Here is a 21,676-nt window from a genome sequence, read left to right as displayed (position 1 = left end):
CGCTTACGGTCCCACTAGCCGCCGTCTATCCGGCGCGCGCCCAGCTCGTTCTGCAGCAGCTCGAGTGCGACCTCTTCCGGATCGCGCCGCGGCGCCGCCTCGGCGCGACCGGCCTCGGCGAGCATGTGTTCCTCTTCGTCTCGCTGAGACGAAGCCGCGTCGGCGGGCTCATCCGGCGGCGCTTCCCGCACGACCGGCGGTGGGGCGGCCGGCGCGGGCACCGGGTCACCGACCTCGCAGCGCACCCGCCAGCTCACCCCCAACGCGTCCTTGAGCGCCTCGGCGATGACGTCGGCGTTGCGCTGTTCGGACAGCCGCTTGGCTAGCGGCGCCGACGCGTGGGTCAGCACCAACGTGTTGTCCTCCACCGCGCGGACCGTGGCACCCGCCAGCATCACTTCGGTGGTGCGGGAACGCTGGCGCACCTTGTCACGCACCGTCGGCCACATGGTCCGCACCGCCGACGCGTTGAGTTCGCCCGGGGCGGAGGCGGATTCGGGTTCGGGCGCGGACGCGGGTACTGGTGCCGCCGCCGGAGCCGGTTCGGGGGCCGGCTCGGGCGTGGGCTCAGGTTTCGGCTGGGGCCGGGAAACGGTCACCCGCCGCGGCGGTGGGCTGGGCTCGGCGGCGGCCTCCGACGCCGGGATCGAGACGCCCAACCGGGTCTCGATCCGCTCGATGCGCTGCAGCAGCGCCGATTCGGCGTCGCTGGCCGACGGCAGCAGCAGCCGCGCGCAGATCACTTCGAGCAAGAGGCGCGGCGCCGTCGCACCACGCATCTCGCCCAGCCCGGCCTGCACCACCTCGGCGTAGCGGGTCAGCGTCGCCGGGCCGATGCGCGCCGCCTGCTCGCGCATCCGGTCCAGCACGTCCTCGGGCGCATCCACCACGCCGCGGCTCACGGCATCCGGAACCGCTTGCAGCACAATGAGATCGCGGAAGCGCTCCAACAGGTCGGTGGCGAAACGCCGTGGGTCGTGCCCGGCGTCGATCACCGATTCGACCGCGCCGAACAACGCGGCGGCATCCGCGGCGGCCAGCGCGTCGACGGCGTCGTCGATAAGTGCGACGTCGGTGGCGCCCAGCAGGCCCAGCGCGCGCTGATACGTCACGTGATTGCCCTCGGCCCCGGCCAGCAACTGATCGAGCACCGAAAGCGTGTCGCGCGGCGAGCCACCGCCGGCGCGGATCACCAGCGGATACACCGCGTCGTCGACGACGACGCCCTCCTGCTCGCAGATCCGCCCGACCAGCGCCCGCATGGTCTTCGGCGGCAGCAGCCGGAACGGGTAGTGGTGGGTGCGCGACCGGATCGTCGGCAGCACCTTCTCCGGCTCGGTGGTGGCGAAGATGAAGATGAGGTGCTCGGGCGGCTCCTCGACGATCTTGAGCAGCGCGTTGAACCCGGCGGTGGTCACCATGTGCGCCTCGTCGACGATGAACACCCGGTAGCGCGACTGCGCCGGGGCATAGAACGCGCGGTCGCGCAGCTCGCGCGTGTCGTCCACGCCGCCGTGGCTGGCGGCGTCGAGCTCCACCACGTCGATGCTGCCCGGCGCGTTGGGCGCCAGCGCGACGCAGGATTCGCAGACCCCGCACGGGGTGGCCGTCGGGCCCTGCGCACAGTTCAACGACCGGGCCAGGATGCGCGCCGACGATGTCTTTCCGCAGCCGCGCGGCCCGGAAAACAAGTACGCGTGGTTGATTCGGCCGGCCTCCAGGGCGATGGACAGCGGCTCGGTGACGTGCTCCTGCCCTACTACTTCGGCGAAGGTTGCCGGTCGGTATTTGCGGTAGAGGGCCACGGTCAGCAGGCTACCGTCGCGGGCTGACTATGCAGACCCGGCAGGGTGTGCTGAGGAGGCGGGCAATCAGTTCGAGCGGGCCGACTAAAGCCCGGGCCGCGTCGAGTGTGCATCAGTGGCTTTTCGGTGTGAAGCTGCGGTCAACTCGCTCGGCGTGTCGGCGCCGTCAGCTCACACTCGACGGGGAGGACGCCAGCAGGGACTCGGAGGCCGCCAGCAGCGCGCACGTCGCCAGGCCGTCGACCGCGTCGCGCAGGTCCGGCAGCGACGGGAAGGTCGGCGCGATCCGGATGTTCTTGTCGTCGGGATCCTTGCGGTACGGGAACGACGCGCCCGCCTCGGTCACCGCGATGCCCGCGTCCTTGGCCAGGGCCACGGTCCGCCGCGCAGTGCCGGGCAGCACGTCGAGGCTGACGAAGTAGCCGCCCTTGGGGTCGGTCCACGAGGCGATCTTCGAGTCGCTGAGCCGCTGATCCAGGATCTCGAGCGTCAGCGCGAACTTTGGCGCCAGGATCTGCTGGTGGCGCAGCATCTGCAGGCGCACGCCGTCGGCGTCGCCGAAGAAGCGCAGGTGCCGCAGCTGGTTCACCTTGTCCGGGCCGATCGATTTCTTGCCCGCGTACTGCAGGTACCAGGCGATGTTGCCCAGCGACCCACCCAGGAAGCTGACCCCGGCACCGGCGAAGGTGATCTTCGAGGTGGACGCGAAGACGTAGGGCCGGTTCGGGTTGCCGGCCGTGCCCGCCAGGCCCAGCACGTCGACCTGGCGGATGAAGTCGTGCGTCAGGGTGTGCACCGCGTACGCGTTGTCCCAGAACAGCCGGAAGTCGGGCGCCGCCGTGCGCATCTGCACCAGCCGGCGAACGGTCTCCCAGGAATAGGTGATCCCGGTGGGGTTGCCGAACACCGGTACCGCCCACATCCCCTTGATCGCGGGGTCGACGGCGACCAGCTCCTCGATGAGGTCGACGTCCGGCCCGTCGTGCAGCATCGGGACCGGGATCATCTCGATGCCCATGGTCTCGGTGATGGCGAAGTGGCGGTCGTAGCCGGGCACGGGGCACAGGAATTTGACGGCCGGCTCGTCCTTCCAGGGCCGCGGCGAGTCGACCCCGCCATACAGCATCGAGAAGGCGACGAGGTCGTGCATCAGCTCCAGGCTGGAGTTGTTGCCGGCGATCAGGTTTTGCACCGGGATGCTGAGCAGCTCGCCGAAGATGGCCCGCAGTTCGGGCAGGCCGTGCAGGCCGCCGTAGTTGCGGGTGTCGGTGCCCTCGGCGTCGCGGTAGTCGTCGCCGGGCAGGCTCAGCAGCTGGTTGGACAGGTCGAGCTGCTCCGGCGAGGGTTTGCCGCGCGTCAAGTCCAGGGCCAGCTTCTTGGCCTGCAGCTCCGCGTAATCCTGCTGGTTGCGAGCGTGCACCGCGGCCAGCTCGTCAGGACTGAGGGAGTCGAACGCCACCAGGGGACCTTTCGTTGTTGAACGCTGGATTCGAGGTCCGCCACACATCGGACATAGGGGACCCCGCGCACCCGACAGAGCCCATTGACCCTTGCTGCCTTCCGGCCCTGGGGGAGTTCACAGGATAGACGCCGCGCGGGGTCCTCCGGCGAGTCTAATACCCAAGCCCACAACAACCGGCGGCGACCGCGCGCCGCTCGGTTAACATGGCCCACGGAGGATTCGCCTAGTGGCCTATGGCGCTCGCCTGGAACGCGGGTTGGGTTAACAGCCCTCGCGGGTTCAAATCCCGCATCCTCCGCCACCGGTCGCCCTCGGTTTGAGGCGCGACCACGCACGGGGGTTGTTTGGAATCGCTCTGAACGGCCTTTAGGCTGGCGTACCGGGCCGACATGGCCCCGGTACCAGCATGAGGAGGCGTATGGGGCGCAAGGTCGCCATACCGTGGCACGCATCGTTTTCGATCGCTGCCGGCGTCCTCTACTTCTTTTTCGTGCTGCCCCGCTGGCCCGAGTTGATGGGTGACACCACGCATTCGTTGGGGACGACGCTTCGGATCGTGACGGGTGCCCTGGTGGCCCTGGCCGCCCTTCCGGTGGTGTTCACCCAGTTGCGGACTCGAAAGCCGGAATTGGGGACGCCCCAGCTCGCCCTGTCCATCCGGCTCTGGTCGATCGTGGCCCACGTGCTTTCCGGCGTGCTCATCATCGGCACCGCGATCAGCGAGATCTGGCTCAGCCTGGACCACGCCGGGCGGTGGTTGTTCGCCGTCTATGGCGCCGCCGCCGCAATCGGCGTGATCGGCATCTTCGCGTTCTACCTCTCGTTTATCGCCGAATTGCCGCCGCCACCGCCGAAGCCGATCAAGCCGAAGAAGGCCAAGCAGCCCAAGAAGCGGGGCCTTCGCCGCAAGAAGGCGGACGAGGCCGAAGACACCGAGGCCGAAGTCACGGCCGAAGAGCCCGACGAGACCGCAGAAGCCGAAGAAACCGAAGAAACCGAAGAAACGGAAGAAACGGAAAAGGCCGAAGAGCCCGTCGCGGCCAGCGCCGAGGCCGAGACGGAAGCCGAACCGGCCGCCGAGGAAGCCGAAGCCGCCGACGAGCCGCGGGGCGGATTGCAGAACCGCCGGCCGACCGGCAAGGGCTCACACCGGATGCGCCGCAGGCGTACTCGCGGCGGTGTCGCGCTCGACGAATAACTCAGCGGCGCCGCAGGCTCTCGACGTAGGCGGCGATGCGCCGCTGCGTCTCGTCCGAGCCCCACAGTTGGCGCACCTCGCTGTCGACAAGGGCACCCTCGCGCATCCGGGCCAGGGTCGGGGCCCGCAGCTGCGCTTTCGTGTGCCGGTAGGCCTCCATCGGGATGCCGCCCAGGTCGGAGGCCTCCGCCACCGCCGCCCCGAGGAGATCGTCGGCGACGACGCGGTGGGCCAGCCTGTTGGCGATGGCTTCCTCGCCCCGGTAGACACCGCCGCCGAGCACCACCTCTTCCGCGCGGTCCCCGCACGCGTAGCGCATCACCTCGAGCGCGGCGACCGGAAACGCCACTCCTACCCGGACCTCGGTCGCCCCGATCTGTGCTTCCGGGCCGATCAGCCGGCGGTCGCAGGCAGCGGCCAGCACGCAGCCGCCGGCAATGGCGGCTCCGTTCACCGCGGCCACCGTCGGGCCCGGGTAGCAGAACAGCGCCTCGAACGCCTCGGACAGCGCCGGGATCAGCCGGTCGGTGTAGGCCGAACCGCCGTCCACCACGCGGTTGAGGTCGACCCCCGCGCTGAATGCGCGACCGGCGCCGGTGACGACGAGCGCGGGGGCACCCGAGTGCTGCAGCTCGCCCAGGGCGTCGGTCAGCTCCCTGAGCAGCTCGACGTCGAGGGCGTTGACGCGCCCGGAGGAAATGGTCAGGACCCGGACCGCGCCGGCGGCTTCGATCTCGATCACGATGACACGATGACGACGGGGATATCGGTGTTCTCGTCGGTGTGATAGCTCGCGCACACCCGGTGGTAACCGTCGGCGATCTGCAGCGGGACACCCGCCGTGAAGTCGCCGCGCACCAGCAGAATCGGCGACAACGCCTGCCCCTTCTTGATCTTGGACAGATCCGCGGCGACGTGCGGGTTGTCTTCGGGAAGCAGGCTCAATTGCGCCGCCCGCAGGATGTCCTTGGCCTTCTTGTGGCTGACGACTCCGGACTTCAGCTTTTCGGCCAACTCGTTGGCGGTGCCCGGCTCCGCGAGCAGGGCGAGGTAGTCGGCCGCCGCCGGGAAGTCATGCGCCTCAGGCTGTTCCAGCCATTTCACGCTCGCCATTGCGCGTCTCCCTTCGTCGGGCCGTGTCGAGGCAGCCTACCGGGTGACCGTCGAAATTGGGATCGGTAGCGACGCGGCCGGTCTGTACTTGCGCCCATGACGACGCCACTGGGGCGGCGCATGAAGGAAGGAACTGCAGTGAAACGTCTTCTCGTGGGAGCGATTGGAACCCTCGGCGTCGCCACGGCGCTGGTGGGCTGCTCGAGCGGGGGCCACTCAGCCAGCCCGGCGTCGAGCACGGCGCCCAGTGCCTCCACCGGCACCGGCACCAACGCGCAGGTCAAGGTCGGCGGCACCGACCTGCCCGGCCTGAACCCGTCCGCCGTGACGTGTGTCAGGACCGGCGGCAAGATCGATATCGGCAGCGGCACCACCAGCGGGCCCCAGCAGGCGCTGGCCGTGGTGATGACCGACGCGAACCCCCCGGCGGTCGAGTCGCTCGCGCTCTTCGTCGACGGCAACGCCTTGTCGGTCAGCAACGGCATGGGTGCGAAGGTCGGCTCGGCAAACGTGTCGGTGGACGGCAAGACGTACACCATCACGGGACAGGCTCAGGGCGCCGACATGAAGAACCCGATGGCCGGGATGATCACCAAGGACTTCAGCATCAAGGTGACCTGCGGTTGATCGATCGAACGCCGAAGCGGCGGGCGTGCCCTCACTCAAACGCCCGCCGCTTCGGTTCCTCGCCACGTTCACGGCGGCGGACTTATGATGCAGCCGTGTCGATCCCCGGCGAATTGGAGAACGCCCGCCGGTTGGCGTTCGCCGCCGACGAGACCCGGGCGCGAGATCTGCTGCTGTCCCTGATGCCGCGCATCGAGCGGGAAGACCGGGACGACCTGATGCTGGAAGCCCTGGCACAACTCGGTGAGATCTATCTGGCGCGCGGGGCGAATGACGGAGTGCGCGAGTCGATCCGGCGCATCCGCGACTGCCTGGCCGTCTATTCGGGCATTGCCGCCGGCACCATGCCGGAGGCGGCCGAACAGGTGCGGATGTCCGACGCCGAGGTGGCGCACCTGATGGTGCGGTACTCGCGGCGGGCGCAGTTTTTGGAAACGGGCCTGGCCGCGGCCCTCGGCGATCACGAGGGCGCTGCAGCGGCGCTGGCGGCGTTGTCGGACACGGCCCCCGGGGGTGATTTTGCCGACCTCGCCGACGAGCACGGCTACCTGGTCACCCACGCGCAGCTGCTCTGTGCCAGCGCGCTCTGCGACGACGACCTTCACGTGCAGTCGGTTCCGTTATGGGAGCAGGTGCTGGCCGCGCTGGAGGATCCGGATCGCCTGCGCAGCGACAGCCCGTTCGGCGACTATGTGCGGGTGGCGGCGGCCACGGAGTACGGCAGGTTCTGCGTCGAGACCGGGCGACTGGCCGAGGCCGAACCCTGGCTGCGCCGGGCGGGCGCCCGCGCACAAGCGAACGGCTGGGAACTGGCAACGGCCAGAACGCAATTGGAACGCGCGGCGGCCTGCTGGGCATCCGCCGACCACGCCGGCACCGAGCAACTGGTCTCGGAGGCCTACCCCGTCATCGCGCGCTACGACCGTGCGCACGACATCGCTCGGTGCTGGCTCTACATGGGATTCACCCGGCTGGGGTCCGGGGCCCTCCAGGCGGCCGACGAGTGCTGGGAGCACGCCGAGCGGCACTGGCGCGAACTCGGAAAGCCGCTGTACCTACACCGTATTCTGTTGCAACGCAGCTGGATCGCGATCTTTTGGAGTAAATTCGCCGACGCGGTCGAGCTGATCGCCCAGGCACGGGAACTGCTCGACTCGTCACCGCGCAGCAGTTGGCTGCAATACGCCCAGCTCGACAACCACCTCGGCACGGTGTGGCGCGCGGATGCGTTGGCGGACCTCGGCTTCGACAGCTCGGGCGATCCCGACGAGACGCTGGAGGAAACCGAGGCGCGGCAGGCCGAGGGCCTGGGCATCCTCAAGGGCGAGATCGGCACCCCGGAATACTGGCGCGGCATGAGCAAGCTCGAACAGGCCGCGGAGCTCAAGGTCCCGGCCGCGCTCGCGGTCGACTCGGTCCGGTATTCGATCGCCGACGCCGACGCGCGATCACGTTGGGCGACCAGCGTTTCGGCGCCCATCCTGGCCGGCGCCTTCGCCGTCGCGTGGGAGTGGGAGAACACCGAGCTGATCAGCGAGCTGGTCGAATATCACAGCGCCCGAGGGACTTTCGACATGGAGCCGGAGCGCGCCAAGATCGGCGAGTGGGCGTCCACGGCCACCCCACCGGTGCTCATCGAGGACGGCGAAGCGCTGGCCGCAGCCGGCCCGCCGGCGCTGGGGGGCCGGTCGCTCACGCGGCTGGGCCCGCTGCCGCCGCTGCAGATGCATCCGGATGCCGCGCCGATCCTTAGCCACTACCGCGAACTGGCGCTGCAGCGCTATGGCCGCGAGGTCACCGCCGGCGAACCCGCCTGGTCCACCTGGCCATGAGTGACACGGACCGGTCGACTCTCGTCCTGCGCTTCGCCGACGTCGGGATCGTCACGTACGGGAGCTTGCGGATCGTCGGGCAGCCGTCCAAAACGGTCAACTGGGTGATCGAGGACCCGATCCTGCTCGCGGCCCTGCAGGAACTGGCCGGCGCCCTACCCGAACCCAACGGCACGGAAAGCCGTCGCGACGCCATCGAGCGGGCGCTGACGACTGGCCCATTCGCCGCGCCGGACACCGAGTTGACGATGGCCTACATCCTAGGGGTGCTGCTCATCGGCGCCCCCGGCTGGCAGCTGCTGACGGAATGCGTGTCCACCCCGCGCGCGGTGTTATTCGTCTCGCCCAGCGCTCGGCTGGCCCGCGTGCCGTGGGGCCTGCTGGCCGTGCCGAAATCGGGGCCGAGCAAGGAAGAGCTCGTGCGCGCGCGCCAGGATGCCATCACCTCCAGCGGGCGGGGGGCCGCCCAGATCCCCTGGCAGCTCGACGATATCGGCGCCCGCACCGATGGGCATCGGCTGATGGAACTGGTCGACGTGCTGATGGCGGTGCCGCCCAACATCGTGCACTCGCCACGGGCGCCGGCCGGCTGGGACGCCCGGCGGGACGGGCCCCCGGTGCTGGTCCTCGACCCCCGGGTGCCCGGGCAGCGCCCGGACTCCGAGCTCGGCTCGGTGCTCGGAAGACCCTCGGCGGCAACGCAATTGGCGCAACACTTCGCCGGGCTGATGCGCCGACGACCGGTGCTGCCGGAAGTCGACGACGCCGTCGAGCTGTTCCGCCGCCAGGATGCCGACCGCGTCTGGCTGGCCAAGCAGCTGGGGCAATCCCCGAGCCGGCTCATGTACGTCGGCCACGCCAGTTCGGCGCACGGCCAGGCCGACCGCGCGGCGCTGCACCTGGCCTGCACGGCGGATGTTCCCGGGGATGCCGAGCCCATCGGCGATCATCGCCCGCTGACCGCGTCGGACCTGATGTCCTTGCAACTGCCCATCCCGCCGCGGGTCGCCCTGCTGGCCTGCGGGTCGGGCGGCGACTATCAATTCGACGAGGCGACCGGCCTGGTGGCGGCGATGGTCCTGGGCGGCGCCGAGCTGGTGAGCGCCACCTTGTGGTCACTGCCCACGTCCGCGGCCTATCGACGGTTCGCCGCCGCCGACACAGCCGACCCGATGGCCGATGTCGTTGTCGCCGTGGACGACGCGCACGACGGCGCCGACGCGGGGTGCGCGGTGAACCGTTGGCAGCGCGCGCAGATGCGCCGCTGGCGTGACGGCATCCTCACCGCCAGCCCGCTCTATTGGGCCGCCATGGTCAGTTTCGCGGTGGACGGGGCGCGATAGCGCACTCAGATCGACGCCAGCCAGGACGCGTTGACGGCCACCACATCGTCGGGCAGCGAAAGCTCCTCGCGGGCAGCGGGATCGAACGCCACCAGGACGACCAGGCCGGGGCGCAGCATCGACACGTCGGCATCGCCGTCACAGCGGGCAAGTTTCCCGATGAAGGTCTCGCCGGACACGGCCACCACTTCGATGAAAACCTGGCGCCCGTCGCCGACGGTGCGCACGGTGCCGACTCCGACGGTGGGCGCCGCGGTGTTGCGGCGCGGCGCGAACGGGATCCGGACGACGCCCGACAGCAGCATGATCAGCTTCCTCATGCCACCAGGTTGGAACGCCCAAACGGCTACCGAACCCAACTTTTCGGCTACGGATATTTTCGGAGAGCCCCTATCCTGTCGGAATGAGCGCGGATTCGCAGGTTGCGACGGTCGTCGCCGCGGGCCACCCACGCCGCTCGGTGATCGAGGCCGCGTGGCGCGCGATCGGCCCCGGCGTCGAGGTGCTCAGCAGCGACGACGGCGGCCCCTTGAGCCGGACCGTCAAGCGCATCATCGACCCTCTGGTGCTCCGGCTGCGCTCCAACCCGCAGTATTCGGCCCCCGTCGTCGCACCGGAAACCGCAGCGGCCATGCACGAGCTCATCGTCGGCAGCGCGCGCGAATTACGTTCCGCCGCAGCGTGGTTCGATACTCTGAAGCTCGAGCGCCGCAGGCAGCGCATCCGCACCGGCAACGCCCAGGAATTGTACTTCCCGGTGTGCTTCGAGCTCGCCGTGACGAAAGGCCCACCGGCGCCGCAGGATAGCGAGACGGCAGCCGCCGTGCTCAACGACATTCACCAGGGCCGCGACCGCACCGCGATCGAGGTGTTGCACCAATACGTGGCGGCCCCGGATGTGGTGGCCGGGCTGGCCGCTCAACTCGACCGCAGCTGGCGCGACGTGCGGGCCCTGGAAGCGGCGACGGCCGCCGCTCCGTTTTTTGCCGAGCTGGGCACGGTGCTGGGGCCGGCCGACAGCCACCGCGCGGCGGCGGCCCGGCAGCGGGTCTGGTCGGCCGTGATCGCCGACGCCACACCGTACAACCTGGGGGCCCTGGCCCGGGTCGAGGCGGCCGAGCTGCCGTGGTCGATCGTCGGGCTGGGCTTGAGTTCGGTTCAGCCACAACGGCAACCACCGATCGCGGGCGGCTCCGACAGCGATCGCCCGCTGGACCGCACCGTGGTGGACCGGGTGCGCGCGACGCTGCGGCGAGCGCTGGACCGCGACGCGCTGCCCGACATCCCGCTGCTGTGCGAGGAGGAGGTCGACCGGGCCGCGGCGCCCTGGGGGCTGCTGTCCGAGGACAAGCAGGCGACCCTGGTGGCCGGCATCGAGATCGCCGTCGAGCTCGCGCCGCTGGACCCCTCGGTCTCCAGCCGCTACGCGCTGGCGGCCCAGATCCAGGCCCGGCTGCGCAAGGAGGCCTACGTGCTACACGCCCGGCGCTACCTCGCCGAGGGCGGCCCGATCCATCCGCGCCAACGGCAGGTGGTCGACGACCTCGCCGCCTACGCCCAGCCCTACCTGAGCCGACTGTGGGCGCGGCTGCACGGGCGCGACGTCTGGCAGGAGCCGTGCGACGACGTCGACGAGGTGCGGTCACTGCTGGAGGGCGTCGCGCGGTCGGTGAGCCTGGACCACCGGCAACGCATCAAGGCGATGCTGGAATTGCAGGTCGCCGGATGAGACTGGTCGCCGACTCCGGGCTGTGGAGCACCGGCCCCGCCACCGCGGATTCGCCGCTGGCCGCGGTGCTGGAGGTCAGCGGTGGTGTGCTGTCGTGGACGATCGACGACCCACCCGACGACGAGTCGGCCCGGATCACCTTCACCGATTTGGCACGCGCCGACTGGCTTTGGCGCATCCTGGGCGAAGCTGGGCACGTCGCGACCGTGTCCGCGCTCGCTCACGCGTCCGACGAGCCGCACACCATCGAGCTCGCCGGGGTCGACATCGTGCCCGGCTCGGTCGATCCGCTGCGGCGGCTCGCGATCGGGCATTGGCTGCGGCGGTGGTGGCCGGCCAGCCGCGTCGACGGCATCGCCGGCCTCGATCGCGCGCTGCTCGACGTCGAGGTCGCGCTGCTGACCTCAGGGGCGCAGGGCTTCTTCACGGACGACACCCTGGATTCCGACGTGGTGGGGCTGCTGGCACCGCACGCCGCCGCCCTGACCGCGCACCTGCGCGGCGGCGATCCGCGGATAGGCGATTTGGTGCGCGCCGGCGCCGGGCTCGCCGAAGAGGTCGGCGTGGACGACGACGGCTGGCCGGAACTGTATGAGGCGCTCGACGATCCGGGCGTGAAGCTCGACGCGGCGAGCGGGCACCGCGACGACTATGCGCTGGCCGCCGGCGCGGACGCGGCTCCGCGCGGCGCCGTCCCGATCGCGCGGGGTGTCGCGTCCATCGGCTGGGGCGCGGTTCCGACCGGCATCTTCGACGCGGGCGAGGACACGGTCGACTGGACCGTCCAGATGGCCGACGCTGCGGTGGTCGCCGTCGTGCGGACGGCCGTCATCGGGCCCGACCCGGCCACCGGCGTCGCGGTGCAACTGCGATCCGGGGACGTCAGCGGCAGCGGCGCGCTGGATGCCCACGGCGGCGCGATCCTTCCACTGGTCGACGGCCGGCAACTCCCGGTGACGGAAGCGGCGGCCTGGGACCACGATTGGTCGGCGACGGCGGTGATCGTCGGCGCCGAGCCGCCGGAGGCCCGCGAAACCCGGGAGCGGGTTCGCCGGTGGGCGAGGGCGCGGCTGGACCGGCCGCCGCACGACGCCTTCCTGGCGGAGATCCTGGCCGGCGAATCCGACTACTGACCTTCTCGGCGGCCACCCGACTCCCTATGCTGAGCGAGTGCCAAACAACTATCGGGTCGTTCAGTGGAACACCGGAAACGTCGGCAAGAGCTCGCTGCAGTCGATCGCCGACAATCCCAACCTCGAACTGGTGGGTTGCTACGCCTGGTCACCGGACAAGGTCGGCCGCGACGCCGGCGAACTCGTCGGCATCGCACCGCTGGGCGTCGCCGCCACCGACGACGTCGATGCGCTGCTTGCCCTGAAGCCCGACTGCGTCGTCTACAACCCCATGTGGATCAGCGTCGACGAGCTGGTCCACATCCTGTCGGCGGGCGTCAACGTGGTGACGACGGCGTCGTTCATCACCGGGGCGAACCTCGGCGAGGGTCGCGACCGGATCATCGACGCCTGTCAGAAGGGCGGCTCGACGATGTTCGGCTCCGGGGTCAGCCCGGGCTTCGCCGAGCTGCTGGCCATCGTCTCGGCGATGGTGTGCAACCGGATCGACAAGGTGTCCGTCATCGAGGCGGCCGACACCACGTTCTACGACTCGCCGGACACCGAGAGGCCGGTGGGCTTCGGTCAGCCGATCGACCACCCCGAGCTGGCGGACATGGCCCGCAAGGGTACGGCGATCTTCGGCGAGGCCGTGCGCCTGGTGGCCGATGCGCTCGGCGTCGAGCTCGACGAGGTGCGTTGCGTGGCCGAATTCGCCCAGACCACAGCCGATCTCGAGATGGCGTCGTGGACGATCCCAGCGGGATGCGTCGCGGGCGTCTACATCAGTTGGCAGGGCGTCGTCGGCGACAAGACGTTGATCGACCTCAACGTGAGGTGGCGCAAGGGACAGACGCTCGAGCCCGACTGGAAGATCGACCAGGACGGCTGGGTCATCCAAATCGATGGGCAGCCAACGGTGACAACCAAAGTCGGCTTCCTGCCGCCCCCGTACTTCCAGGCCGAGACCATCGCCGACTTCATGGCGCTCGGTCACATCATGACGGCACTGCCCGCCATCAACGCGATTCCGGCGGTCGTCGCCGCCCCGCCGGGCATCGTCACATACACGGATCTGCCGCTCACGCTTCCCAGAGGCTTCGCCAAGGTGTGACTGGGCGAACAGCCGGCTAACCGCCGGACGCCACCGCCGCCCGACGACGGTCGGACTTGTAGGCCGCGCCGAGCCGCGGCACCTCGAGCGGGCCCTGATGGCGCGCGGCCTCGACGGCGTTGCGCAGCGGACTGGCCAGTCCCGCAAAGGAACCCATGTCGAAGAGCAACGGCGTGAGCAGCCGGTTGTGCACGAACGCGAAGGCGCTGCCGGATTCGGGGTCGGCCCAGCCGAGGGTCCCGCCCAGACCGACGTGACCGAAACCCTTGAGCAGCCCGGGCACCGGCGACTCGTGGTAGCCCAGGTGAAATGGCATGGGCACCACCATGTTTGCGTCGGGCCACTTGCGTTGCGGCTGCCCCGCCAGGCCACGCGCCAACTCCTCGGACAGATATTTCTTGCCGTCGATCCGGCCGTCGTTGGCCAGCGCGGCGTACATCTTGGCCAGACCGCGGCCGGTCACCACGCCGTTGGCCGCCGGCACCTCGCCGTCCAGGAACGCGGTGTCCCCCTTGATGAGGGAAATGACGCCGGGAAAATACATCGCCCCCAGCGCACCGGAGAACGGCAGGCCCGCCAGTTTCGGCGCGATGAAATTGAACACCGGGGCGCGCAGCCGCCCCTGCGGAATCAGGATCTGGGCCGGCTTCGTCGGCGCGCCCTCGGGCGGGCGGCCGAGGTGCAGGCCGTCGGTGTTGAGCGGGCGCGCGATCTCCTGGCGGATCAGCTCCCGCATGCCCTTTCCCGTCACCGCCCGCGCCAGCCCGGAGAGCAGCCACCCGTAGGTCAGGGCGTGGTACGCCTGCACGCCGCGCAGATGATCCACCGGCGCGGCGGCCAGGCGCTCCTCCATGAGCGCGTGGTCCATCAGCTCGGTCTTGGTGACGCCCCGCAGGTGCGACAACCCGGACCGATGTCGCAGCACGTCGCGGACCGTGATGTCGGCCTTGCCGTTGGCCGCGAATTCGGGCCAGTACTCGGCGACCGGGTCGTCATAGGACAACAGGCCGCGGTCGGCCAGCCGGTGGATCACGGTCGACGCGACGCCCTTGGTCGCCGAGAACACCATCGCGCCCGTGTCGGCGGTCCAGTGTTCGGTGCCCGCCCGGTCCGACCACCCCGTCCAGACGTCGACGACGGGCACACCGTCGATGTAGACGGCCAGCGCCCCGCCGCCGAAACGGCGACCGAAGAACAGCCGGGCGAAGATCCCGATGACATTGGCGAAATGGGGGTCGGCGGCGCCGGACACACCGCGCGGCAACCCGTCGTCGGTCACCAGCAGGGTCGATCCCCTGCGCGATGCCATCACGGCATCAAGCTATCAGCCGGCAAACGCGCTGAACACAGCTCATTCCGGGGGTCGGGGGGCCTGGTCGCCGGGCGGTTGGTCGGGGGGCGGGGCGTTCAACCACTTCCTGAGCCGAAACAGCTGGTTGACCACCATGCCGATGCCCAACAACATCAGCACGGCCACGATCGCCACCACCACCGCGGTGCCCACGATGTCCATCATGACAGGCGCGGCGACCTGCGGTTTCAATATCGCCCACCGCTGGGTAGTCACCAGCACATGAGTGGAACAGACAAGGCGAAGAACAAGATCGAAGATCTCGGCGGCCGGGCCAAGGAAGCCATCGGCAAGGCCACCGGAGATCACGACACCAAAAACGAAGGCCGGGCCGATCAGGCGAAGTCCAGCCTGAAGGACGCCGGCGAGAAGGTGAAGGACGCCTTCAAGAAGTAGTTCGTCCTTCGACCCAGCGGGTCTGCCGACGGGATGGGCGGCCCGCTGGGTTAATTCGCGCCGGGTGGCAATCCAGAGCGAAGCTGGCGTCGAATAAGAGGCAAGAGACACCGACAATGCGAAGGTCTACGAACATGCGCCGATTGACGACATCCATGGGAGTCGCGGCCGCGTCGGCCGCCTTCGCACTGTTGGGCGCTCCCGCGCCCGGCGCGTCCGCCGACCCGTGTCCCGACGTCGAGGTGGTTTTCGCCCGCGGTTCCGGCGAACCGCCCGGCGTCGGCGGCGTCGGCGGGTCATTCGTCGACGCGTTGCGCGGGCAGATCGGCGGCCGGACGCTCGGGGTGTATCCGGTGAACTACCCCGCCAGCACTGATTTCGGGAACAGCGACTTTCCGCTGACCGTCATCGACGGCATCCGTGACGCGGGTTCGCATATTGAGTCGATGGCGGCGAACTGCCCGAAGACCCGCGAGGTCCTCGGCGGCTACTCCCAGGGCGCCGCGGTGGCCGGTTTCGTCACGTCGGCGGCCGTACCGCCGGGCGTACCGGCGTCGGCGGTGCCCAAGCCCATGCCGCCGGAGGTCGCCAACCATGTCGCCGCCGTCACGCTGTTCGGGACACCGTCGGGTCCGTGGCTGCAAAAGTACGGCGCGCCGGTGATCGCTATCGGCCCGCTGTATCAGCCCAAGACCCTGGAGCTGTGCGCGCCGGGCGACGGGATCTGCGGCGACGGCAACGACGCCTTCGCGCATGTGTCGTATTCGGTGAACGGGATGACGGGCCAAGCGGCCACCTACGCCGCGAGTCACCTGTAGCCCCGTGCAGAATCGCAGCATGCATGTTCTGGTCACGGGCGGCACGGGTTTCGTCGGCGGTTGGACCGCCAAGGCCATCGCGGACGCCGGGCACACTATCCGTTTCCTGGTGCGAAATCCCGACCGGCTGAAGACGTCCGTCGCCAAGTTGGGCGTCGACGTGTCGGACTACGCCGTCGGGGACATCACCGATCGCGTCTCGGTGCGGGAAGCGCTGCGCGGGTGCGACGCCGTCGTGCACAGCGCCGCCCTGGTCGCCACCGACCCGCGCCAGACCCAAGAGATGCTGACGACGAACATGCAGGGCGCGCAGAACGTCCTGGGCCAGTCCGTCGAGCTGGGGTTGGACCCGATCGTTCACGTGTCGAGCTTCACGGCGCTGTTTCATCCAGGCCTACAGACACTCACGGCGGACCTGCCGGTCGTCGGTGGAGCGGACGGGTACGGAACGTCCAAGGCGCAGGTGGAGATCTACGCGCGCGGCCTGCAGGACGCGGGCGCGCCGGTCAACATCACTTATCCCGGGATGGTCCTCGGCCCCCCGGCCGGAAATCAGTTCGGGGAGGCCGGCGAGGGCGTCAAGGCCGCGGTGCAGATGCACGCGATCCCGGGACGCAGCGCGGCGTGGTTGGTTGTCGACGTCCGCGATCTGGCCGCGCTGCACGCCGCACTCTTGGAGCCGGGGCGCGGGCCGCGCCGCTACACCGCGGGCGGACATCGGGTGCCGGTGGCCGAGCTCGCGGCCATGCTCGGCCAGATCGCCGGGACCCCCATGGTCGCGGTTCCCATCCCGGACGCCGCGCTGCGGGTGGCCGGGGCGGTCATGGACCGCGCCGGCCGGTTTCTGCCCTTCGAGACACCCATCACGTCGGCGGGGATGCAGTACTACACGCAGATGCCGGCGTCGGACGACTCGCCCAGCGAGCGAGAACTCGGCATCACTTATCGGGACCCGCACGACACAATGGCCGACACGTTCGAGGCCCTGCGTAACGCGGGCAATTAGCCCGGGGTTGCGGGCGCACGCCCGTGACCAACGGCGCCGATCACGGGCCCTAATGCCCTGGTAGCCCGTGGTACGGGGAGGGAACATCGCCGTAACGTTCGGACTCCTGTGCGCCCGGCCGAGTGCCAGGTTTTCCGGTAGGAGGTAGGGCATGACCAAACCGATTCCGCCCCTTGACCTTTCATGGCTGTTGATCGAGTCACCGGCCGGGACCACGCATGTCGGGGCGATGCTTCTCTTCAAGAAGCCGGCCGGCCGTGCGCGCCTCGTGCGCGAAATCGTGGATACCTACCGAGGCTGCACGCCGGTGCCCCCGTTCAACTACGTCCCGGAACTGCTCGGTCGCGGGGCGCCCCATTTCCGGGAGGTGACGAGCTGGGATCCCCGCTATCACGTCGGTCATTTGTCCTTGCCCCCTCGAGCCTCCTACGAGGATCTGTTGCGGCTCGTCGCCGACCTGCACGAGCCCCAACTCGACCGCGACCGGCCGCTCTTCCGCTGCTGGGTGATCGATGGGGTACCCGACGGCATGTTCGCGATCTATACGAAAACCCACCACTGCATCATCGACGGCGAATCGGGCCTCAAGCTCCTGTACGCCGGGCTGAGCACGACCGATCGGCGCACCGTCCCGACGCCCGCCTTCGCGCTGGGCGCACCTGAACCGGCGCCCCATCCGCCCACGCCGCTCACGGCGCGAATCACGGAGTCGATCCACGGGGCGGTCACGCAGGTCGAGGCGCTCAACCAGATCTCAGTCGGCGCCATCCGCAAGGTGCTCGGCGGTCTCTGCGGCTCGCATCTCGAGGGCAGCCTGCCGTTCGCGGCGCGGCACGCCCCAACCAACGAGCCGCTCAAGATCGGTCGGAGCTTCGCGACGCTGTCCCTGCCGCTCGAGGAGATGCACGAGGTCGGCCGGCGCTTCGGGGCGACCCTGAACGACGTGGCCGTCACCGTCATAGACGCGGGGCTGCACGCCTACCTGCGGGAAACGGACCGCGCCTTCGCGCATCCCTTCATTGCCATGTGTCCGGTGTCGATGCGCGGCGACGGCGACGCGGCCATCGGCACGCGCGTGTCGGCGATATTCCCCCGACTCGGCGAGCCCGGCGCGAGCGTGTCGCAACGAATGCGCCAGGTGACGGACTCGGTCGCCGCGTGCAAGAAGGAACTCGACCGCATGTCGGGCGAGGCGGCGATGACCTACGCGGTCGGTCTCGTCGCGCTCGCCGGCCTGGGCTCCTCCACGCACCTGGACCGGGTAGCCCGCCCGGCGTGCAACCTCGTAATTTCAAATGTGGCGGGCGCCAAGGAGACCCGTTACCTCAACGGCGCGCGCCTGCTGGGTATCTACCCGGTCTCCGCCCTCGCCGCGTCAATCGGGCTCAACGCCACGCTGGCGTCCTACCACGACAGCATGAACTTCGGATTCGTCGGCAACAGCGCGGCGCTCGGTGACCTGCCGCAACTCGCACGCTGCACGAGGCAGGCCTACGACGAGCTGAAAGAGGCGGCGGGAATGCAGCCGGTGGGTCTGCAAGCCGAGCCGGTGTAGGAGGATCGACAGATGAAGAGCGTCACGTGCACCAACGCAAAGCTCGAAGTCGTCGACCAGCCGAGCCCGGTGCCGGGCAAGGGCCAGCTGCTGATCGAGGTGCTGCGGTGCGGCATCTGCGGATCCGACCTGCATGCGCGCCACCACTGCGACGAACTCGCCGACGTGATGGCCGAATCCGGCTATGACGCGTTCATGCGATCGGACCAGCACGTCGTGTTCGGCCACGAGTTCTGCGGCGAGGTCCTCGATTACGGCCCCGGCACCCGAAAGGCCCCGCGGACAGGCACCCGGGTCGTCGCCTTGCCGTTGCTGCGCCGCGGCAAGGAGGTGCACGGGATCGGGCTCTCGACGATGGCCCCGGGCGCCTATGCCGAGCAGCTGCTCGTCGAGCAGTCGCTGACGTTGCCCGTCCCCAACGGGCTGGCACCCGAGGTGGCCGCCCTGACCGAACCCATGGCCGTCGGCTGGCACGCGGTGCGGCGCGGTGAGGTCGGCAAGGGTGACGTCGCGATCGTGATCGGCTGTGGGCCAATCGGTCTCGCGGTGATCTGCATGCTCAAGGCGCACGGCGTGCGCACCGTGGTCGCCAGCGACTTCTCGCCGGGCCGGCGCGGGCTGGCAACCGCCTGCGGCGCCGACATCGTCGTCGATCCCGCCCAGGACTCGCCCTACGCGACGGACGCGAGCAGCAAGCACCTGCGAGGCATCCTCGAGGCGTTCGATCTGGCGGTCGGCACCATCGAAAAGCTGCAACGGCTGCGGCTGCCCTGGTGGCACTTTTGGCGCGCCGCCGAAGCCGCCGGCGCCGCAACGCCGAAACACCCCATCATCTTCGAATGTGTCGGCGTCCCGGGCATTATCGACGGCATCATCGCGGGCGCGCCGCTGTTCTCGCGCGTCGTTGTGGTCGGCGTCTGCATGGGCTCCGACCACATCCGCCCGGCGATGGCGATCAACAAGGAGACCGACCTCCGGTTCGTGCTCGGCTACACCCCGCTGGAATTCCGCGACACGCTGCACATGCTCGCCGACGGCAAAGTCAACGTCGCCCCGCTGATCACCGGGACGGTCGGGCTGCCCGGGGTCGAGGCCGCGTTCGACGCGCTCGGCGATCCGGAGGCACACGCGAAGATCCTCATCGACCCCAAGAGCGACGCCGCGACCCCGGTTGGCGCATAACGGTCCCCCGGCGGGAGTGATTCACCAGCAATCACATCTGACCCATGGGCCCCTGGCGGAGCGGCCACCTGTCGTGCCCGCCTCCGAGCGACAAATCCCTCGGGCGCCCGATTGTCGCGCTGAGGCGGGCACCTGTTCGACCCCCAATCTGCGGGGACTCAAGTGACTGAGGTGACGTGTTGCCGTTGCCGCCGCGGACCGTCCTAGGACGCCGGCTCGATCTCCAGCCCGGCGTGCACCTTGTCGATGCCGCCGCGCACGATCGAGTGCGCATAGAACCACCAGGCGTGATACCAGTACCGCTTGAGCACCGCGTTGTAGACGCGCCGCGTCTCGGACTTCGGCAGGACCCGGGCGACCCCCTCGACCGCCTCGCCCTTCGGCTTTCCCAATGCCGTGCTGCGAGCGAGCGTCACCCGGGGTGTGTTACGGATTCGCCTGACCTTCCACGACTCGTCGTCGGTGATGACGAGCAGCTTGCCGCCCTCGGGAACGCCCCAGACCGCGGCCGGCTTGGGGCGGCCGTCCTTGGTGAAGGTGGTCAGGAGCAGGTACTTGGATGCGATGACGTCCTGGAAGCTGGGAGCCACACCTCATCCTTATCAGGTGTTGCGGCCGCCGTTGACGCCGAGTATCTGGCCGGTGATGTAGCCGGCCTCCTCGGACACGAAGAACGCGCACGCCGCCGCGATGTCCTCGGGCCTGCCCACCCTTCGCACCGGAGTGCGCGCGATGTGGTCCTCCACTGTGCCGCCGAGCAGCTGCCGACGCTCGGCGCTGCGCAGCATCGGGGTGTCGACGAACCCCGGGGGCACCGCGTTGACAGTGATCCCGCTCGGACCGTATTCGAGGGCGAGCGACTTGGTCAGGCCGTTGACCGCAGACTTGGCCGCCACGTAGTGGGCCATGAAGGGCTGGCCGGAATGGGTGCTCGACGAGGAGATGTTGACGATGCGGCCCCAGCCCGCTTCGACCATGTCGGGTAGCACGGCCTGGATGGTGTGGAACACCCCGTTCAGGTTGACGTCGATCACCTTCGACCACGCCTCGAAGGACATGTCCAGGAACTTCTTGAAGCCCTCCACACCGGCCGCGTTGACCAAGACCAGGATCGGGCCGAGCGCCTCGCGGATGGCCGCAACCGCCGCGTCGACCTGTGCGCGGTCGGTGACGTCGGCGACATAACCGAACCCGTCGTCGGTGGGCGACAGATCGATGACCGCCACCCGGAATCCGTCGCTGCGCAACCGCTCCGCGACCGCGCGGCCGATCCCGGACGCACCGCCGGTCACCACCGCCGTCTTCACCCGCGCCCACCCGCCTTCCTGAGCGATCGCCCAGCACGTGGGCTCGACATTGCCTATCACCCTTTCGCGAGGTCGGTCAAGTGAGCCCGACACTCCCCACGGGAGCCGGTTGATTTTTGGCGATCGCCCAATTTAGGGTCGGTGATGGCCAGGGACTCGACAACTCGGGACATGCTGATCGACGCGACGAGCCGGATCATGGTCGACGAGGGTTACGCCGCGGCCACGTCGCGGCGGGTCGCGGCCGAGGCCGGCGTCAAACCGGCCTTGGTGCACTATTACTTCCCCACGATGGACGAGTTGTACCTCGACGTGTTCCGGCGTGGGGCCGCCGCCTACCTGGAACGGCAGAGCGAGGCGCTGGCCTCCGACCGGCCGCTGCACGCCTTCTGGCAGACGCTCATCGAACCCAAGGACGCGCGGCTGCTATTGGAGTTCATGGGACTTGCCAACCATCGCAAGGAGATCCGAGCGGAGATCTCCGCCTGGCAGGAGCGGTGGCGCGAGCAGCAGATCACCGCGCTCAACTTCGTCGTCCGCGAACACGGCCTTGACACAAGCGAATTCCCGCCGGCGGGCATCGCGGTCGTCATCGCCGCGATCGGGCGCACCCTGATCCTCGAACAGACACTCGGCACCAAAGGCGGCCACGACGAGGCCGTCCAGCTGGTGAACCGGTTCCTGGATCGGTTCGAGATGCCGACCCCGAAGAAGCCGCGCGGCTGA

At 69.3% G+C, this 21,676-nt stretch carries 22 protein-coding genes, 1 tRNA gene and 1 other RNA gene; 14 read left to right on the top strand and 10 right to left on the bottom strand.

The window, feature by feature from the left end; genetic code table 11:
* Positions 1 to 14: 14 nt before the first annotated feature.
* The 3 genes from A5706_RS17410 to ffs form a co-directional block, all read right to left on the bottom strand.
* Entirely contained in the window at positions 15 to 1,805 is a 1,791-nt protein-coding gene (locus tag A5706_RS17410) for a DNA polymerase III subunits gamma/tau (protein ID WP_068132845.1), read from the bottom strand.
* Positions 1,806 to 1,971: 166 nt separating this feature from the next.
* The gene (locus tag A5706_RS17405) at positions 1,972 to 3,264 is read right to left on the bottom strand and encodes an aminotransferase class I/II-fold pyridoxal phosphate-dependent enzyme (protein ID WP_156767194.1); all 1,293 of its coding nucleotides are present in this window, start codon (positions 3,262 to 3,264) and stop codon (positions 1,972 to 1,974) included.
* Positions 3,265 to 3,315: 51 nt separating this feature from the next.
* An RNA gene (gene ffs / locus A5706_RS17400) (signal recognition particle sRNA small type) lies at positions 3,316 to 3,412 on the bottom strand.
* Between the two features lie 67 nt (positions 3,413 to 3,479).
* On the opposite strand from ffs, the gene A5706_RS17395 reads away from it, so the two are divergent.
* Together A5706_RS17395 and A5706_RS17390 are read left to right on the top strand one after the other, a co-directional pair.
* Positions 3,480 to 3,568: transfer RNA gene (locus A5706_RS17395), tRNA-Ser, on the top strand.
* A gap of 117 nt (positions 3,569 to 3,685) precedes the next feature.
* Positions 3,686 to 4,465: a hypothetical protein gene (locus A5706_RS17390; RefSeq protein WP_068132842.1), complete on the top strand. Its 780-nt coding sequence runs from the start codon at positions 3,686 to 3,688 to the stop codon at positions 4,463 to 4,465.
* Position 4,466: 1 nt separating this feature from the next.
* Here A5706_RS17390 and A5706_RS17385 read toward each other — a convergent pair whose 3' ends face one another.
* Complete coding sequence (locus A5706_RS17385) at positions 4,467 to 5,207, bottom strand: enoyl-CoA hydratase/isomerase family protein (RefSeq protein WP_068132840.1); 741 nt, start codon at positions 5,205 to 5,207, stop codon at positions 4,467 to 4,469.
* On the bottom strand, positions 5,204 to 5,578 hold the full coding sequence (locus tag A5706_RS17380; protein WP_068132837.1) for a hypothetical protein: 375 nt from the start codon (positions 5,576 to 5,578) through the stop codon (positions 5,204 to 5,206). The genes A5706_RS17385 and A5706_RS17380 overlap by 4 nt, the downstream gene beginning before the upstream one ends.
* Positions 5,579 to 5,698: 120 nt before the next feature.
* On the opposite strand from A5706_RS17380, the gene A5706_RS17375 reads away from it, so the two are divergent.
* The 3 genes from A5706_RS17375 (at position 5,699) to A5706_RS17365 (ending at position 9,380) form a co-directional block, all read left to right on the top strand.
* Positions 5,699 to 6,205, top strand: coding sequence for a lipoprotein LpqH (locus A5706_RS17375; RefSeq protein ID WP_197517873.1), 507 nt, complete (start codon positions 5,699 to 5,701; stop codon positions 6,203 to 6,205).
* Positions 6,206 to 6,300: 95 nt separating this feature from the next.
* Complete coding sequence (locus A5706_RS17370) at positions 6,301 to 8,037, top strand: hypothetical protein (RefSeq protein ID WP_068132831.1); 1,737 nt, start codon at positions 6,301 to 6,303, stop codon at positions 8,035 to 8,037.
* Entirely contained in the window at positions 8,034 to 9,380 is a 1,347-nt protein-coding gene (locus tag A5706_RS17365) for a CHAT domain-containing protein (protein WP_068132827.1), read from the top strand. Before A5706_RS17370 ends, A5706_RS17365 begins: the two co-directional genes overlap by 4 nt.
* Before the next feature lie 5 nt (positions 9,381 to 9,385).
* Here A5706_RS17365 and A5706_RS17360 read toward each other — a convergent pair whose 3' ends face one another.
* Positions 9,386 to 9,739, bottom strand: coding sequence for a hypothetical protein (locus A5706_RS17360; RefSeq protein ID WP_369831892.1), 354 nt, complete (start codon positions 9,737 to 9,739; stop codon positions 9,386 to 9,388).
* 44 nt (positions 9,740 to 9,783) lie between these two features.
* Between A5706_RS17360 and A5706_RS17355 the strand changes: the two genes are divergently transcribed.
* The 3 genes from A5706_RS17355 to A5706_RS17345 are packed head-to-tail and all read left to right on the top strand — an operon-like array spanning position 9,784 to position 13,335.
* Positions 9,784 to 11,109 carry a hypothetical protein gene (locus tag A5706_RS17355; RefSeq protein ID WP_068132820.1) on the top strand — a complete coding sequence of 442 codons (1,326 nt, stop codon included), beginning with the start codon at positions 9,784 to 9,786 and terminating at the stop codon, positions 11,107 to 11,109.
* Positions 11,106 to 12,242, top strand: coding sequence for a hypothetical protein (locus tag A5706_RS17350; RefSeq protein ID WP_068132818.1), 1,137 nt, complete (start codon positions 11,106 to 11,108; stop codon positions 12,240 to 12,242). The genes A5706_RS17355 and A5706_RS17350 overlap by 4 nt, the downstream gene beginning before the upstream one ends.
* A gap of 37 nt (positions 12,243 to 12,279) precedes the next feature.
* Positions 12,280 to 13,335 carry a dihydrodipicolinate reductase gene (locus tag A5706_RS17345; protein ID WP_068132815.1) on the top strand — a complete coding sequence of 352 codons (1,056 nt, stop codon included), beginning with the start codon at positions 12,280 to 12,282 and terminating at the stop codon, positions 13,333 to 13,335.
* Positions 13,336 to 13,351: 16 nt separating this feature from the next.
* On the opposite strand, the gene A5706_RS17340 is transcribed toward A5706_RS17345, so the two are convergent.
* Positions 13,352 to 14,644, bottom strand: coding sequence for a serine hydrolase domain-containing protein (locus tag A5706_RS17340; protein ID WP_068132812.1), 1,293 nt, complete (start codon positions 14,642 to 14,644; stop codon positions 13,352 to 13,354).
* 42 nt (positions 14,645 to 14,686) lie between these two features.
* Complete coding sequence (locus tag A5706_RS17335; protein ID WP_156767193.1) at positions 14,687 to 14,902, bottom strand: hypothetical protein; 216 nt, start codon at positions 14,900 to 14,902, stop codon at positions 14,687 to 14,689.
* A gap of 6 nt (positions 14,903 to 14,908) precedes the next feature.
* Between A5706_RS17335 and A5706_RS17330 the strand changes: the two genes are divergently transcribed.
* The 5 genes from A5706_RS17330 (at position 14,909) to A5706_RS17310 (ending at position 19,643) form a co-directional block, all read left to right on the top strand.
* The gene (locus tag A5706_RS17330) at positions 14,909 to 15,082 is read left to right on the top strand and encodes a CsbD family protein (protein WP_068106689.1); all 174 of its coding nucleotides are present in this window, start codon (positions 14,909 to 14,911) and stop codon (positions 15,080 to 15,082) included.
* A 134-nt stretch (positions 15,083 to 15,216) separates the two neighbouring features.
* Positions 15,217 to 15,900, top strand: coding sequence for a cutinase family protein (locus tag A5706_RS17325; protein ID WP_231985338.1), 684 nt, complete (start codon positions 15,217 to 15,219; stop codon positions 15,898 to 15,900).
* Positions 15,901 to 15,919: 19 nt separating this feature from the next.
* Entirely contained in the window at positions 15,920 to 16,906 is a 987-nt protein-coding gene (locus tag A5706_RS17320) for an SDR family NAD(P)-dependent oxidoreductase (protein ID WP_068132804.1), read from the top strand.
* 151 nt (positions 16,907 to 17,057) lie between these two features.
* A complete protein-coding gene (locus tag A5706_RS17315) occupies positions 17,058 to 18,461 on the top strand; it encodes a wax ester/triacylglycerol synthase family O-acyltransferase (RefSeq protein ID WP_068132799.1) in 1,404 nt (467 codons plus the stop codon).
* A 12-nt stretch (positions 18,462 to 18,473) separates the two neighbouring features.
* The gene (locus A5706_RS17310) at positions 18,474 to 19,643 is read left to right on the top strand and encodes a zinc-binding dehydrogenase (RefSeq protein WP_068132796.1); all 1,170 of its coding nucleotides are present in this window, start codon (positions 18,474 to 18,476) and stop codon (positions 19,641 to 19,643) included.
* Between the two features lie 203 nt (positions 19,644 to 19,846).
* Here A5706_RS17310 and A5706_RS17305 read toward each other — a convergent pair whose 3' ends face one another.
* Both A5706_RS17305 and A5706_RS17300 read right to left on the bottom strand, forming a co-directional pair.
* Positions 19,847 to 20,233: a PPOX class F420-dependent oxidoreductase gene (locus A5706_RS17305; RefSeq protein WP_068132792.1), complete on the bottom strand. Its 387-nt coding sequence runs from the start codon at positions 20,231 to 20,233 to the stop codon at positions 19,847 to 19,849.
* 12 nt (positions 20,234 to 20,245) lie between these two features.
* A complete protein-coding gene (locus tag A5706_RS17300; protein ID WP_068132788.1) occupies positions 20,246 to 20,950 on the bottom strand; it encodes an SDR family NAD(P)-dependent oxidoreductase in 705 nt (234 codons plus the stop codon).
* 171 nt (positions 20,951 to 21,121) lie between these two features.
* Between A5706_RS17300 and A5706_RS17295 the strand changes: the two genes are divergently transcribed.
* Positions 21,122 to 21,676, top strand: a complete 555-nt coding sequence (locus A5706_RS17295; protein ID WP_068132786.1) for a TetR/AcrR family transcriptional regulator — start codon at positions 21,122 to 21,124, stop codon at positions 21,674 to 21,676.

This window comes from Mycobacterium sp. E796, from assembly GCF_001672815.1.
In the GTDB taxonomy this organism is placed as follows: Bacteria; Actinomycetota; Actinomycetes; order Mycobacteriales; family Mycobacteriaceae; genus Mycobacterium.
This window is presented reverse-complemented; position numbering and strand designations above follow the sequence as displayed.

Bases quoted from the DNA above. Each gene is read 5' to 3' on its own strand.
- A5706_RS17355 (WP_068132820.1), top strand. From the start codon at position 9,784: ATGAGCGCGGATTCGCAGGTTGCGACGGTCGTCGCCGCGGGCCACCCA.
- A5706_RS17295 (WP_068132786.1), top strand. From the start codon at position 21,122: ATGCTGATCGACGCGACGAGCCGGATCATGGTCGACGAGGGTTACGCC.
- A5706_RS17315 (WP_068132799.1), top strand. From the start codon at position 17,058: ATGACCAAACCGATTCCGCCCCTTGACCTTTCATGGCTGTTGATCGAG.
- A5706_RS17310 (WP_068132796.1), top strand. From the start codon at position 18,474: ATGAAGAGCGTCACGTGCACCAACGCAAAGCTCGAAGTCGTCGACCAG.
- A5706_RS17340 (WP_068132812.1), bottom strand. From the start codon at position 14,644: ATGGCATCGCGCAGGGGATCGACCCTGCTGGTGACCGACGACGGGTTG.
- A5706_RS17380 (WP_068132837.1), bottom strand. From the start codon at position 5,578: ATGGCGAGCGTGAAATGGCTGGAACAGCCTGAGGCGCATGACTTCCCG.
- A5706_RS17390 (WP_068132842.1), top strand. From the start codon at position 3,686: ATGGGGCGCAAGGTCGCCATACCGTGGCACGCATCGTTTTCGATCGCT.
- A5706_RS17325 (WP_231985338.1), top strand. From the start codon at position 15,217: ATGCGCCGATTGACGACATCCATGGGAGTCGCGGCCGCGTCGGCCGCC.
- A5706_RS17320 (WP_068132804.1), top strand. From the start codon at position 15,920: ATGCATGTTCTGGTCACGGGCGGCACGGGTTTCGTCGGCGGTTGGACC.
- A5706_RS17365 (WP_068132827.1), top strand. From the start codon at position 8,034: ATGAGTGACACGGACCGGTCGACTCTCGTCCTGCGCTTCGCCGACGTC.
- A5706_RS17375 (WP_197517873.1), top strand. From the start codon at position 5,699: ATGAAGGAAGGAACTGCAGTGAAACGTCTTCTCGTGGGAGCGATTGGA.
- A5706_RS17330 (WP_068106689.1), top strand. From the start codon at position 14,909: ATGAGTGGAACAGACAAGGCGAAGAACAAGATCGAAGATCTCGGCGGC.
- A5706_RS17350 (WP_068132818.1), top strand. From the start codon at position 11,106: ATGAGACTGGTCGCCGACTCCGGGCTGTGGAGCACCGGCCCCGCCACC.